The sequence below is a fragment of the Temperatibacter marinus genome (genome assembly GCF_031598375.1).
GTDB classification, from domain to species: domain Bacteria; phylum Pseudomonadota; class Alphaproteobacteria; order Sphingomonadales; family Kordiimonadaceae; genus Temperatibacter; species Temperatibacter marinus.
The window spans coordinates 492,733-508,155 of sequence record NZ_CP123872.1 but is presented as its reverse complement, the minus strand read 5'-3'; the positions used below and the strand labels follow the sequence as shown (position 1 = coordinate 508,155).

At 41.5% G+C, this 15,423-nt stretch carries 9 protein-coding genes; all 9 read left to right on the top strand.

All coding sequences use genetic code 11. The annotated features are described in order from the left end of the window. Positions 1 to 19 precede the first annotated feature (19 nt). Positions 20 to 1,693 carry a type I secretion system permease/ATPase gene (locus QGN29_RS02295; protein ID WP_310799046.1) on the top strand — a complete coding sequence of 558 codons (1,674 nt, stop codon included), beginning with the start codon at positions 20 to 22 and terminating at the stop codon, positions 1,691 to 1,693. Between the two features lie 12 nt (positions 1,694 to 1,705). Further along, positions 1,706 to 3,082: an HlyD family type I secretion periplasmic adaptor subunit gene (locus QGN29_RS02290; RefSeq protein ID WP_310799045.1), complete on the top strand. Its 1,377-nt coding sequence runs from the start codon at positions 1,706 to 1,708 to the stop codon at positions 3,080 to 3,082. A gap of 18 nt (positions 3,083 to 3,100) precedes the next feature. Then, positions 3,101 to 4,567, top strand: a complete 1,467-nt coding sequence (locus tag QGN29_RS02285; RefSeq protein ID WP_310799044.1) for a DUF6212 domain-containing protein — start codon at positions 3,101 to 3,103, stop codon at positions 4,565 to 4,567. Positions 4,568 to 4,599: 32 nt separating this feature from the next. Beyond that, on the top strand, positions 4,600 to 6,540 hold the full coding sequence (locus QGN29_RS02280; protein ID WP_310799043.1) for a glycosyltransferase family A protein: 1,941 nt from the start codon (positions 4,600 to 4,602) through the stop codon (positions 6,538 to 6,540). A gap of 136 nt (positions 6,541 to 6,676) precedes the next feature. After that, a complete protein-coding gene (locus QGN29_RS02275) occupies positions 6,677 to 7,837 on the top strand; it encodes a glycosyltransferase (RefSeq protein WP_310799042.1) in 1,161 nt (386 codons plus the stop codon). Between the two features lie 21 nt (positions 7,838 to 7,858). Further along, positions 7,859 to 10,579, top strand: a complete 2,721-nt coding sequence (locus tag QGN29_RS02270) for a glycosyltransferase (protein WP_310799041.1) — start codon at positions 7,859 to 7,861, stop codon at positions 10,577 to 10,579. A 3-nt stretch (positions 10,580 to 10,582) separates the two neighbouring features. Further along, complete coding sequence (locus tag QGN29_RS02265) at positions 10,583 to 11,326, top strand: CatB-related O-acetyltransferase (protein ID WP_310799040.1); 744 nt, start codon at positions 10,583 to 10,585, stop codon at positions 11,324 to 11,326. Beyond that, positions 11,326 to 12,096, top strand: coding sequence for a sulfotransferase family 2 domain-containing protein (locus QGN29_RS02260; RefSeq protein WP_310799039.1), 771 nt, complete (start codon positions 11,326 to 11,328; stop codon positions 12,094 to 12,096). The genes QGN29_RS02265 and QGN29_RS02260 overlap by 1 nt, the downstream gene beginning before the upstream one ends. A 21-nt stretch (positions 12,097 to 12,117) precedes the next feature. After that, positions 12,118 to 15,081, top strand: a complete 2,964-nt coding sequence (locus QGN29_RS02255) for a rhamnosyltransferase WsaF family glycosyltransferase (RefSeq protein ID WP_310799038.1) — start codon at positions 12,118 to 12,120, stop codon at positions 15,079 to 15,081. Positions 15,082 to 15,423: the final 342 nt, after the last annotated feature.

Genomic DNA, 15,423 nt, shown 5'->3' with positions numbered 1-15,423 from the left:
ACAATTAAGTTGTAAACGCATGAAATTATCTGCCGACTTTGATCAGGCTGTTTCTTTATACAAGAAATCAGTTGGCATCGTATCGTTATTTTCTTTTTTAGCGAATCTAAGTTTTCTGGCAATGCCGCTCTTTATGATGAATACATATCGGACGGTTATCCCAGCAAAAAGTACACCTACACTCTTCGCGCTCTTAGCTTTAGTTCTTGTCATTATGGGGGCTTATTACTTTCTAGAAAAAGCTAGAACCATTATTCTGTCAAAGGCAGCCCTTAGATTTGAAGCTGATTTGATGGGGCTTGTTATGGCTGCAGAGTTGAATCATAACAAGCAATCAAGCATTCAGAGCATTAACGACATTCAAGCTCTAAGAGTTCATTTGTCATCCTCGGTGGTAATGAGTGCTTTTGATCTTATGACGGTACCCATCTTTCTTTTCATCATTTTCTATATCCATATTGGTGCAGGCCTTGTCTTGATGGCAAGTATAATCTTCTTGTCTTACTTAGCCATCAAAGGCAATGCAAAGACGTCGCCTTTGATTGACTTATCAAGAGAGAAAAACATTGAGAGTCAAAAAGTCTTGGAGAGTTTTGCTCGATCTCAAGAAAATGTAAAATCTATGGGCATGTATAAAGAAGCGATTGCTGAATATGGCGCCAAACATAATGAGGCAATAAAAACTCAGATTGAAATGGTTGAAATTCAATCTAAAACATCCTCTTTGTCTAAAGCGATGCGTCAAGTTGTACAAATTTTACTTGTCTTTACAGGAGCCATGCTGGTTCTTGAAGGGGGCGCATCAATGGGGGTTGTTTTCGCGATGGTCATTATTGGGGGCCGGGCGATTGGGCCTGTTGAGGCCCTTGTTGGAAACTGGCGTCAGGTTGTTTTGATCAAGACTACATATAATAAGTTAAAGGACCGCTTGAGTGAGTTAGAATTGCCTGAAAAATCAACGCTTCTCCCTGTGCCCAAAGGCTTTGTTAGGTTGAAGCAGGTTTATTACGCCCCAGAAGGTGTCTCTGATCCTATTTTAGTGAAGTTACAACATCTGTTTGAGTCTGGAACCGTAACAGCAGTGCTTGGGAATAACGGCGCCGGTAAATCTACCCTTGCCAAAGTCATTGTGGGTTATATCAAGCCCTCTGCAGGCCATGCCACATTGGATGATCAAGAAATCTCATCATGGGATCCTGTACTTAAAGGGTTTTACATGGGGTATATGCCGCAAAAGGTTACCTTTTTTAATGGTACAGTTCGGGATAATATTGCACGGTTAAGAAAAGATGATCCTGATCATTTTGCCATTGATGCGGCCAAATTTGCGGGTGTTCACGATATGATCATGAGATTGCCAAAAGGTTATGACACAGTTCTTGGTGATTTTGGTATGAATCTGTCAGGTGGACAAGCGCAATTGCTTGCCCTAGCGCGTGCGGTCTACACGAAGCCAAAAGTCCTCGTTCTTGATGAGCCGAATGCTGCCCTTGATGGTGTTGGAGAGCAGATTCTTATGGCTTGTATAGAAAAATGCAAGAAAGAAAATATGACCGTAATCGTCGTTACACAACGTCCAGGTCTTTTGAAGGTTGCAGATGAGATGCTTGTTATGCAAAGTGGACGGATCGTGAAGTCGGGCCCAGTGACTGACACGATGTCTAGTGGCAATATAATGATTGAAAAGAAATAAAGGCTTAGAACAATGGAAGAAAAACAAAATGATACATTGTCTGATGCCCCTCAAAAGGATGACCTAACCGCGTCTGTGCTGGATAGGAGGAGTTTAGGGAGGTGGCATTCTGGCCTTAAACTTGACTATAAGCCCGATACAAAGACTGCCAAGCTTGTCGGTCTTCTCGTTTTTGGATTCGGGGGATTCTGGGCTGCATTTGCACCGCTTGAAAGTGCTATCACTGCCCAAGGACGGGTAATCGCTGACCTTAATAATCGCGTTATTCAGCACTTAGAAGGAGGGATCCTTCAAGAAGTTGCCGTTAATGAGGGTGAGCGTGTTGATAAGGGCGACATTGTAGCTGTTATGGATACAACACGTTCTAGAGTGCAGCAACAAAGTTTGTTGATCCAAAGAGCCATTCGAAAAATACAATTGTCACGCCGTCGGGCTGAGGTTTTAGATAAGCCAGCTTTTGAGATACCTAAAGATATCCAGCCTGAAACATTATCTAATGCAAGTGTCAAAGAGGCTTTGCAAAGTCAGCGCGAAGAATTTGATGCGGTCATGAGCTTGATCTCAAGTCGCTTAAATACAATCGACCGTGAAATTGATACAAAGAATGCCGTTATTCTTGGCAATGAAGAAGTGAAAAAGGCTTACGAGCTTCAGCTAGAACTGACAAATAAAGAAGTTACAGATTATCGAGAGCTAAATAAAAAGGGCTTAATTCAAAGAACTCGCTTGTTTCAAGCGGAGCGCAATAAAGCCAGCCTGCAAGCCCGCATCGAGACGACAAAACTGACTATTGGAAAAACAATCAATGAAATCAAAACTCTCGAAGTCAAAAAAGGGGAAGTTAAGCTGAGCAGGCTCGCTGTTGCAGAAAAAGAAGCAATTGAGCTACAGAAACAATTGAATGATATTGATACAAAGCTGGAATCGCTTGATGACCTCTTGTCTAGAACTTTTGTGAAATCTCCTGTGGACGGCGTAGTCATTCAAATTTCAACACATACTGTTGGGGCTGTTATTAAGCCGGGTGAGCCGATCATGAGTATTTTCCCTGTATCGGATAGTTTGAAGCTAGATATAAAAATCCCCGTTAATAAGATTGACGAAGTCCATATTGGTCAGGAGTTTGATATTATTTTTGCAACAGATAGTGGTCGTGGGGCTTTGCCAGTTCTTGGTACTCTAACCTTTATTTCAAGAGACTCAATCACGTCTGACCAAGATCCAGAAGGCTACTACCGTGGGTTTGGCATTATAAAGAAAGGTGAAAGTTTAGAGCATTTGTTGCCTGGAAATACAGGAACGGTCTATATTAAAGGACAGCCGACAACATTGTTGAGTTATATACTGAGACCATTAACACAAATAGCACGGGGATCTTTAGCAAGTTAATTGCCCCAATTGAGCATTATGATAGCGATAACCAACGAAACACTCTCTCGATTCTATGAAGAGCCTTTGCTCATCATCGTGTCTAGCGATGCGCCTGCATCTCTGATCGAATGTCTCACCCAAATTGGGTCAGTTCTATTCTTTGATGGCAGATTAAATCTAGGTCATCAGGAGACGGATCAAACTGAGAGCATGATAAATTTGTTGGATGCTTATCCTGTTGCACATTTGATTTTTATTCTCAAAGAAGAGCACCGCTCTATATTGACAGAATTTCAATCGGCGAAAGAAATCAATCGCTGTAATAACATTATTGATGACTTTCCTCTGGAACAGCAGTCGGCTGAACAGCTTTTAACATGCCTCAGTGCTTCGATTATAACGTCCTTGAGCAGTAGAAGTGCGAATGCTGAAAAGCAAATCACTGCACTGAGGCTTGAAAATGATATTCAGCAGCAAGACTTGACATTCTTACGGTCAAAACTGATTGAGCAAGATAGATCTTCTTTTTCTTTGAAATATTCCCGGGCCGTTTCAGGGAATAGTCTGGAACTTAATGAGAAGCAGCCCACATATACTGAAAGCATACCGGCATCTTTATATCAAATTGCTGTTATAGATTTATATATAAGCTCTGTAAAAACTAAACAGGGAAATTTGCAGATAAAAGTCATAAGAAACGCCGATGAGACAGAGATGGCGATGATCAGTCTCAAGGCTGAAGAAATTGCTCAAGGCTGGCTCCACCTACCAATTGAAAACCCATCTTTTCTTATTTCAGATTTCACGATTCATATTGAACAGACGGATGGCTTAGAGATCGCATTCTCCCGTGGATCCATGCAATCGATAGAAGCGGCTGTACCGCAAAAACCGTTAGCGATCAAAGTCTGGCAATATCATGGAAAGTCATATGATTTTGATGATTTTTTAAGATATTTTCATCTGTCGACGAAGCGGTTCAAAGAATATGAACTAAGAACAAAAACGAGCTACGGAGACGCGTTACCTGCTCTAGTAGAGTCTCTAGGGTATGGCCCTGTGGGATGGTCTTTTGATGGATCAATGCTTCTGCACAGTTTGCCGGATCACAATTGTTCTGCCAACGCATATATTGAAAAGACATGCCCTGAGGGTGCCTATAGAGTTGAAACTCACTTTCGATTGAAAGGGGATGATTTAGAGAACTTTAGATTGGTTTCAGTCGTTTTTGACGGCGACAGTGATTTGTTGCCCGAAGCTCTCTCTGCCATAGAGAGCCAAATTGTTCAGCAGTCTAAGCAAGAAGGGTGGATGACTTCAGAAAAATACTCATGCGTCTGGGCAGGGTTGGGCGCGACCACTTCCTCAGTTTCAAATGTGAAGGTAGACTGTCCACCTGAAATATTGCACAACAGTAAAACACTTGCCTGGATGCTTGTGCCTCTGAAGAAAGGGAGGGGGCGTGTCACAGCCATTTTGGAGAGTTTTAATGTACAGATATAGTACACTTTCCTAAAGATGATACGTGAGGGCGCATGATAAAAACTGTACAGAAAGATCCCAAATTTGGGATTGTTATTCCAGTCTTCGGTCACTCTCGTCTGGTTAGTGAGGCCATTATTTCGGCCTGTGAACAAGAGACAGAGTATGCCTATAAAGTTATCGTTGTTGATGACGGCTGCCTTTCGCCAGAGACATATGAAGGGGTGCACTCCTTGGTGCATGCCTATAAAGATAAACTTCTGTACGTGCGTCAAAAAAATTCAAAGTTGCCGGCCTCAAGAAACAAAGGGATCACTCACCTCAGAAAGCTGTATCCTTCTATTGAAGCCTATCTTTTCTTAGATGCCGATAATCGTCTACAACCACACTCACTTGAAACATATTACACAGCTCTGACAGACCCTCGCAATGAGGAAAGTGTCGGGTGGGCTTATCCTGACATTATACAGTTTGGGCTGACAAATTTTTCTGACCATTATGAGGTGCGATTAACGTCAGAAAGCTATAGTGTTTTAAGACAATTAACAGCCAATATTTCTGAGGCTGGATCTATGGTGAGTGCAAAGGTTTTTGATGCAGGTGTATTTTACGATGAATCTTTGGTTCATGGGTTTGAGGATTGGGATTTTTGGCTTCTTTGCATCGAGGCAGGTTTTACAGCGTGCCGTGTTAGGAATTCAGGGTTTCTCTATCGAAGGCGCCCAGAGAGTATGCTAACCTCAAGCTATAGAATGAATGACTATTTAAAGTTATCGCTCAGACATAAACATAAAGCCCTCTATTCGATCGACACCGTGCTTGCCGCAAAGTTCCAAGAAAAACCTACCTATGCTTATGTGGCAATCGACAGGGAAACTGTTCACACTTTTAACGACCCTATCGGCCCCATGATTGAGAGTGAAGTCGGCGGGTTTCTAGAACATTTTGACAGTTGGAAGCAGGACCCGCAATTGCACTTTATTGCAGATTTGATTTTCGTAGGATCTAAACTTTGTCGTGAGATCATTACATCAAATCTTCAACTTACGCGGGCTCTCTTTTGGGAGTTATTTATCCATGAGTTCAGCGAGGCTGAAATTGAAATTCGATTCGGTGCCTTTCCTGGTATCATCTATTCTCAGCAGCCTCTCGAGAAATGCCATTTGAAACTTCTAAAGACAAAACAGGTTGAATCAGAGAAAAAGCTTTCTCTTATTCTTTGCTATCCCTTTATGAGGGAGCGGATCGAACTGCTGCCCTCCTATGATTTTGAGGGCTACTCTTTTGAGGGGTTCAATTCGGATCAAAAGGAAGTGGCAGGGCACACCTATGATGATGAAATATTGTCCTATTGGGGGCCATCTACACAAAAGGTTGAAGAAGAACTGTTAGAGGAATTTACAGAGCATGAAGGCTTGCCGTTCTTTCCTGTGACAAACCAGGAAAAATTGTTACATGTTGGTCTGGATTTTACGGCATATTATGTCGCTAATCCTAGCCAGATCGATCGCTTAAAAGAATTGCTTGTAAAGCTGGAAATTCACTCTGTTTCTTTTGAGTATGAAACACCTCAAGAAAAAGAGTTTTTAATGCGTGCCTTCATTGGCATCAACCAAATCGACATTATCCCGTTCCGAGTCATTTCTAGCGAGATTCAATATGGCTATTATAACAGCAGCCAGATTGCTTCGTATGTGCCGCATGTCTACAGCAATAGGCTGATTTCCCTCGGATCGGGCTTCAAGGAACTCTATAATTTTGGATCTTTAATTGCTTTTAGTGCTGCAGGAGTTCTAAAGAACAACGAGACTTCTATGCATGTTATTAAACGAGAAAAAATGCCTCAGTCCCTTGTGAGGGGCTGTTCCTATGGGGATAGTATTCTGGCTTTTGAGCATGTTATCCAGAGGTTATATTTGGAATCAGAAGCTGACTATAGATATTTTAATGGAAAAAATATTCCAAAAATGAAGTTAACATTGCTGAAGTTATGATAAAGATTTAAAGAGAAGCTGATATTTCCCAAAGAGGCTAGCTAGACGAATGATGAAAATTTTATTTATGCATAATAACTTTCCAGGGCAGTATAGAAGAATCTATCAGTTCCTGAGAGAGAAAGATTGTTACGATATGCGCGTGGCAACTTTAAATACTAACAAGCAAAAAACAAGTTTAGAAACTCGGACATTCAAGCCTCACCGTGAAGCGTCGAAAGATATTCACCCTTCTCTACATGCTAGTGAAAATGCTGTCCTTATGGGGCAAGCGGCCTACGGTGCTCTGACGAATTTCAAAAAGAGTGGTTTTGAACCTGATATCATCCTATCTCATTCAGGCTGGGGTTCGTCTCTCTTTGCTAAAGATGTCTTCCCAAAGGCTAAACTATTAAATTATTATGAGTGGTATTATCATTGTCATGGCGGCGACGGAGAGTTCGTTGCCCAAAAAAGATTTGATGCAAACTCTGAACTAAGAATACGCATGAAAAATACACCTATTCTTCATGATATCGCTGCTCAGGATTGGGGGCAGTGCCCAACATATTTTCAACAAAGCATGATTCCCGAAAAGTTCCGTAGTGAGATTTCTGTGATACATGATGGTGTAGATACACAGTTTTTTACTCCAAATCCTGATATCGTCCTTAATGTGAATGGCAAGAAATTTACTAAAGAGGACGAAATTATAACCTATATCGCCAGGGGAATGGAAGACTATCGTGGCTTCAGACAATTCATGGAAGCTGTCTCAGAAATTCAAAAAATGAGACCAAAAGCCCATGTGATGGTCCTGGGGCAAGATAGAGTTGCCTATGGTAGCCAGCGACCAGACGGTAAAGGGTTGAAGAATTGGGCCTTCGAAAATTTTGAATATGATCATGATCGGTTACATTTCTTCGGCAATCAACCGTTGGAATTCCTTTTGCAAATGATTCGTATCTCTAAGGTGCATGTATATTTAACTGCGCCCTTTGTTCTCTCGTGGTCATTATTGGAAACTATGGCGACCGAAGCCCTTATTGTGGCTTCAGATACGGCGCCTGTTCTCGAAGTCATTAAGGATAATCATAACGGTCTTCTAGTCCCATTTTTTGAAGTCGATAAACTCATTGAGAAAATTAACTATGCTCTAGATAATCAAGACGCGTTAAAAGAAATTCGTCAAAATGCACGGAAAACAATTTTGATGAGCTATGATAAGAATGACCTCTTGCCGTTATACCGAGACCTTATTCATAAAGTTGAGGCTGGTGAACGGCCTTCAACTCATTATACTTATAAAAATATTTAGCCCTAGACATGGAGTCTGAAAATGAATTTCTTGAAAAAGATGAACAAGAAACGAAACGAAAAAAAGCTACTGGATAAATATTTTGATAGTGAGTATTACGCTTCTAATTATCTGAACTCTGGGACATCGGGCAAAGACGCTCTCCAACATTTTTTAGATATCGGTTGGAAAATTGGCAATGATCCGGCCAAATGGTTTTCATTGAAAGATTATGTGGCCTTATACCCTGATGTTAAAGAGGCAGGTCTTAATCCTTTTGTACACTATCTTACAAAGGGAATGGACGAGGGGCGGATGGTCTCAAAAATGGCGAATAAAATTCTCAATAATTCGGACGAAGAGAGCAGCGTGAATGAAGTTGATCTTGAGGCGCTCATTGAAAAGTTACCCAAGAAACTTCAGGAAGATATAACTCTTGTTCAAGAGTCTGCCTATTGGGATGCTAAATATTATGCACGGATAAATGAAGACCTTAAGGATAGCGGACTGAACCCCTTGCTTCATTTCTGTCAATTTGGCTGGAGGGAAGGTCGTAACCCATCTGCTGTTTTTGATATAAAATATTATAAGGCTAACAGCCCAATCAAGAACCAAGAGAATAAAAACCCTCTCGTAGAATTTATGGAATTTGGACTGGAAGGCGATTTCGTGCCAAATGAATTCGGCTATCTTCCAATGGAAAGACCTATCGCACCTTCTGAGGATGAGTGGCACGCCATTCAAAAATCAAGATCGATAGAAGATGAAAATACTATAGATGTTATTATCCCAGTATACAGAGGGTTTGATGAGACACTCAGATGCATTTACGCCGTATTTGCTGCAAAAAGTGATGTTCCGTATAATCTTATCGTCATTGATGACTGCAGTCCCGAACCTGAATTGAGTGAGAAATTACACGAGTTGAGTGAAAAAGGTCTTTTTACTTTGCTTGTGAACGAAGAAAATCTTGGCTTTGTTAAAACCGTGAACAGGGGAATGATGCTTCATAAGCATGATGTGGTTCTTCTAAATTCTGATACCCATGTCTATGATTATTGGATCGACCGACTGCTTGATCATGCAGAGCGTTTGCCAAACGTGGCGACTGTTACACCCTTCTCAAATAATGCAACAATTTGCAGCTATCCTCATACTTTGCTGAATAATAGTTATGAGATTGAGCTAAGTGGATCAGAGCTGAATGATTTGATGTATGAATCGAATAAAGCAACCTCTGTAGATGTTCCTACAGGGGTAGGCTTTTGTTTCTATATCAGCAGGAAAGCCCTTGATGAGGTTGGGTATTTTGATGAGGAGGCTTTTGCAAAAGGGTACGGCGAGGAGAATGATTTTTGTGTGCGCTCGAAGTTGCAGGGGTATAGAAATCTTTTTGCCCTTGATATATATGTAAAACATTACGGTGAAGTTTCCTTCGCAAATGATGCAAAAGAGATGCAAGATTCAGGGTTGAAAGCTTTGATTAAAAAGCATCCTGACTATCTGTCTCATGTCCATCATTATATTCAAGAAGATCCGGCTAAAATAAGTCGACTGAAAGTTGACATTGCACGTGTTAAAAGGAACTTCTCTAAAGTTTGCGTGTTCGTTTCTCACAGCTGGGGGGGCGGGATCGAGAAAAATATTCAAGACATGACAGCTCTTTTAGAGGCTCAAGATATTGGTGTAATAATCCTTCGTATTAATGGGAGCGCTACTGAAAATGTCTTTTTTGATGTGTTGAATGATGGATTCTCGATAGCAAACAGAGTATTACTGCATGCGGCAGCTGATAGAGATGAGATAGTTGAGTTGCTAACAGTTATTGATCCTGCTTTAGTCCACATTCACTCTCTCTTTACTCTGAGGGAATCGCTTAGAAAGTCTATAATCGATTTACTTATTTCCACTAAATATCCTGTTTTTTATACGGCTCATGATTTCTCCTTTAAATGTCCTCATGCTCAATTTGTTCCAGATGACTTCACCTACTGCGGAGAACCAGAGATTGGGGGCTGTCATTCTTGTCTGAAGAAAAACCCTCCGATGAATGGTTGGGTCGATATTACAGACTACCATGATACCTATAAGAGATTACTGGATCATTGTCAGGGTATTTATGCGCCATCAGCAAATACAAAATCAAAAGTCGATGCCTTCTTAGGCAATGATAAGACTGAAGTCCGTGAGCATTTTGAGGAATATCAAAATTATCAAAAGACCCGTATTAGACGAAGTAAAAGTAAGCGTGTTGCTTTCATTGGGGCAATTGGGTCTCATAAGGGAAAACACTTTATTGATAGTTTGACCACCTATGCTGACTTTGCCAAGAAAGCGATTAATTTCCAACTGATCGGTTACATTGGCGGGACTAAGATTTCAGCCAATAATTTTGTGGAGACGGGGGAATATAAGTCTGAAGAAGAATGTGTCGAGCATTTGCGAAGATATAATCCAGATTATATATTCTTTCCTTCAATTTGGCCTGAAACTTATAACTACACACTTAGCATCGCTTTTAAGATGAACATCCCGCCCATCGTTTTCGATATTGGAGCACCTGCAGAGAGAGTTAGGAAAGCTAACTTTGGCCATGTTCTTCCTGTTGAATGGATGCATAGCCCAGAGAAAGTTGTTAATTTCCTAATGGCCTCTGAAACTGCTCGCTTATCTATGTTGGAGCATCGAGCATTGCTGAGAGATCTGGCGAACCAAAGTAGCCATGACTTGATGCATGATTATTATGGAATTGAAAGATCATAGAAAATGCGAAACATATTACTGACTGAGAAACTCAAGAAAACAATGCATGCTAAGGGCGTTGAAACTCTGTTTGGCGCAGGGAGCGTTCATTTACCCGAGAATACAGAAATTGAAGCCCCAGGGAGTCTTAAATGGCTCAGAGTGGAACAACTCTATCATGCGGGTGCTTTTTCTTATGCTGTTTCTGGATATGCGTGTGGACTGAAGATGGGGCGATATTGTTCCATCGGAGAACAGGTGCAGATCGGTCGCCAAGACCACCCAACGACGTGGTTAAGTACAAGTCCAATTCAGTATCTAAATGATAAGCTATTTAACTTGGGTGATGACTTTAACCATGCTGAAAATTACCAGATGTATAAATCACATCTAGTAGGAAAGGTGCCGTCTACAAAGCTGCAAATCACTCATATTGGAAATGATGTCTGGATTGGACATGGCGCTATGGTTCGAGCTGGCGTCACTATTGGAGACGGGGCTATTGTTGCAGCAGGGTCTGTGGTATCAAAAGATGTGCCGCCCTATGCAGTCGTTGCAGGCAATCCTGCTCGCATTAAGAAATACCGTTTTTCTGAAGATCAGATTGAGAAATTACAAGAGTTGCAGTGGTGGCGCTTTGCCCCTTGGCAAATGGGGCGAATTCCGTTCCATGATATTGATGCTGCCATTGATCATTTGGATAAGGAAATTCCACACCTTGAACCTTTTGAGGCCGATGTGGTTAAATTAAAAGAGATTGCTGACTGATGAATATAGTTTTTCTGCATATCCCAAAAACAGCGGGTCAGTCCATTCATTCAGTCCTTATAAATCAGTATGGAAGAGAGAATGTATGTCCGGTTCGTGTGAACGCGCAATTTGATAATTATAATTTCGCTGATCTACAAAATTATAAAGTCTACTCTGGGCACCTGGACTGGGAAAAATTGGATTTTGTCCGCGATCCTAAGGTTATATTTACAATTCTCAGAGATCCACTCGAACGACTTTCTTCTTTTTACTTGTATTTAAAAAGGAAAGCTGAAGGGTTGCCTGATGATGTTCTAAATCGTCCTGATCATAGAGGCCTTTATTTAGCGAAGAATTTATCGGTTGATGAGTATTTCTGTAAAGCAGACCTTCCCGAAAGGGGATTTATCGATAATCATTATGATAATTTCTATACCTATTTCTTTGCTGGCCGACGCTATGATAGTAGACCTGAGATGAAGCGTCTTCTTAAAGATCAGGTTGATTATAACCAAACCCTCTTGAAGCGGGCCGTCGATAACGCACGCTATATCGACCTTATCGGCGATATTGATCATCTTGATGTTTTCGAAGAGCGGTTTGCTGAGAAGGTAGGGACAACTCTTCCATTTGCCAGCAGAAAAATTAATGTCAATCCTGATCAACGAAAACAAACACGGTATGAAATGCTTTGCGAGTTAAATCCTTCAGAGGCGACAAAAGATAAAATTGCCGCCTTTATAGATCTAGATAACCAGCTTTATAAGGCAATAGACTTTGTAAAATAATCAATCACTTTGGATGATGGAATGCATGATGAACTCCGAACATTATTAGAGGCCTTTCCGATCTTTGACCCCCTATGGTATTCAAAGAAATATGGCTACTCTAGAGAGGAATATTCATCTGATGAACTTCTTGACCTTTATTTGGAAGGAAAGGGTGAGCCATGCGCAATTTTTTCTTCTACTTATATTAAAAATCAGAATGGAGTCCTCACATCTGAGATGAGCAGCCCAGAAGTGCTCACATGGGTTTTAAAGAACTCTGGCAATCAGGTAGATACCAGTTCAGGTTTTTCATCTCGCAAGTATCTACAAGTCTACCCTGAAGCACAAACCAGTGGATTGTCAGCTTTTCTGCACTTTATGACGAAGGGACGGGCACTTAATTATTGTGGTGTGCCGAGTGCAATCACTCTGACATCTGAAACTTTAAACGCAGCTCAAATTTGGCACCATATGCACATCATTGCTCAGTCGGGTCTATTCGACGAAGCTTATTATCGCGCATCTTATAATGTGGACGACTCTCTGTGTGCCGTAGAGCATTATGTTTGCTCTCATCGCGACCAAGCGTATAATCCCAATGCATTGTTCGATACTGCCTATTATCTCGAGCACTATAGTTCCTATGTCAAAGGGGCGCATCCTTTGCTGCATTATATCGCGCACGGTGAAGCTTCGGCCTTTAACCCAAGCCTGCACTTTTCTGTGGATCTTTACCGTAGGCAAAATCAAGACTTAACAATCTACGACAAGACAGTGCTCTCTCATTATCTTTTACACGGGATGCAGGAGAGAAGGCCTGTTTTCACCGTTGAAGAGGCTAAGTATATTCCGGACGTGTATTTTGACGAGTCTGCTCTTCTGCCCCCCTTGAAGGAGACAGCCGAGACAGAGAAGGGGGGCAGGGTCTTGCACCCTATGGACTTTGGCCCTGCGATGCAGCTTTATGCGGACTATGAAGACAAGCAAGTGCCTCTCAAGCCTTCAGACATGAGCTACACTGAAACCCTTTCGATCCATTTTGTCTTACCTGATTTTAAAAAGGGCAGTGGTGGTCACATGACTTTGTTCCGCATGGTTCATTTTCTTGAACGCCTGGGACATCGGTTATCCCTTTGGATTACATCTCGGTCCTTCCATAAGGACTCAGAGCAGGCGTATCAAACACTCGTTAGAGAATTTCAGCATTTTTCTGGTTCTCTTCATTTTATTGATGAGGGAATTGAGACTGCTTCCGGTGATATCATTGTAGCCACGGACTGCTGGTCTGTGTGGCCGGTCCTATCCGCGCAGAATTTCAAGAAGCGTTTTTATCTTGTTCAAGATTATGAGCCTCTGTTCTTTCCAATGGGATCTCATTATCGTATTGCGGAAGAAACCTATAAAAAGGATTTTCACTGTTTGTGCGCCAGCCCCTGGCTTGCGACCAAGATGAAAGACCATGGTCGTGAGGCAACCTATTTCAATCTCGCTGCTGATCTTGAGACTTTTTATCCCTCTGTGAAGAAGGAAAGACCCAACCCTGTCCCACGCATCATTGCTTATGCCAGAATGACAACTGAACGCAGAGCTGTAGAATTATTGCTTCTTGGTCTCAAGAAGCTCTCTGAGCGTGGTGTTGAGTTTGAGGTTGATTTATTCGGTGATCCGCACATGGCCATAGAGTTCCCATTCAGGGCAACAGTCCACGGTGTTGTGACCCCACATGAAATGGCGACTTTATTTAGAGCTGGTGATATTGGGCTCGTTTTTTCAAGTACAAATTATTCTCTAATTCCTCAAGAAATGATGGCCTGTGGGCTGCCGCTTGTTGAATTACGCGGCGAAAGTACGGAAGCAATTTTCCCTGAAGACTGTATTACTTTGACAGAGGCGTCTCCTGCATCCATTGCGACAAATTTAGAAAGTTTGCTGCAGGACCGTCCCCGAGCGATGCGACAGTCAGAAAAAGCACTTGAATGGGTTTCTGCATTTTCCTGGACAGGCGCCGCTGAGAGGATTGAGAAGAGTTTCTATAGAGCTTTGCAAGAAGAGAATGGTTTTCATCTTCGTACACAAGATAAGAAATCTTTCATAAAAGCCTCTGTGGTCATCCCAACATATAATGCTGGGCCTTTGTTTAATGAAGTGTTGGCCAAAGTTGTGGGGCAGGTGGCCCCGTGGGATTTTGAAATTTGTATTGTTGATAGTGGCTCCACTGATGAAACTCTAGAGATCATTTCGGCCTATCCTAGTATCAAACTCGTGCAAATCCCCAACGAAGACTTTAATCATGGGGGTACGCGTAATTTTGGAGCATCCCATACGACTGGGGAGTTTATCGCCTATATAACCCAAGACGCCATGCCTGCCACGGATGACTGGCTTTTTAACCTTGTGTCCGGCTTAGAGCGATACCCAAATGCGGCCGGTGCTTTTGGTCGGCATATCGCTTATGAGGCCTGTAACCCTTTCACTCAGGTAGAAATTAAGAAGAATTTTGACCTCTATGCGCATTTGCCCGTTAATCTTTCCGCCAAGACCGTAGAGAAGCTTTGGCATGCAAAAGATCAGAGGTGGTTGTTATTCCTGCATTTTCTCAGCAATAACAATAGTTGTCTCAGGCGACAAATGTGGGAGACAATACCTTTCAGAGAAATCTCTTACGGTGAAGATCAGGCATGGGCAATGGATTGTATCACTGCTGGCTATGAAAAGGTTTATGTTGATAAAGCCTGTGTTTATCATAGTCATGACTATACCCCAGAACAGCAGTATGAGCGTATGCTGGAAGAGGCAAATTTGCTGATTAATCATTTTGGATACCAGATCTTTGATGAGACAAAATCAAAAGAACTTCTCTTAAACGACAGAAATGAGTATAGTTATGCAATCGCAGATAGATTTAACATTGGTCAAGATGCTATTGATGAGCAGTTAAGGCTGAATGAATCAGTGGTCGATGCCATCTTGAAAATAGGCTTAGCAAAAAGCATATCCAGCTAAGTCTATAATGATTCAATTTTTCTGACATATTGAAATATTAATTTAAGATTTTAAGAAAAATTACAATATTACCAACAAATTACATTCATAATGCAGTGCAATGTGGCAAATTTAATACATTGCTATCTCAAATTAATTTTTTTAAAAAAAAGATGATGTTTTTTAAAAGAAAGTGGTTGATTTTTTTTTCAAAATCGGCTCATGTGTACCTAATAAGTCATGAATCGAGAGGTTTGCGGTTTATAGGTGGTCGATTGAGGCCAATGAAACTAGCTGATAAATCCTGGTTTGCAGGGTGCCTCAGCAAATAGGTAGAGGTAAAAATTTGAAAGTGAGAAAATA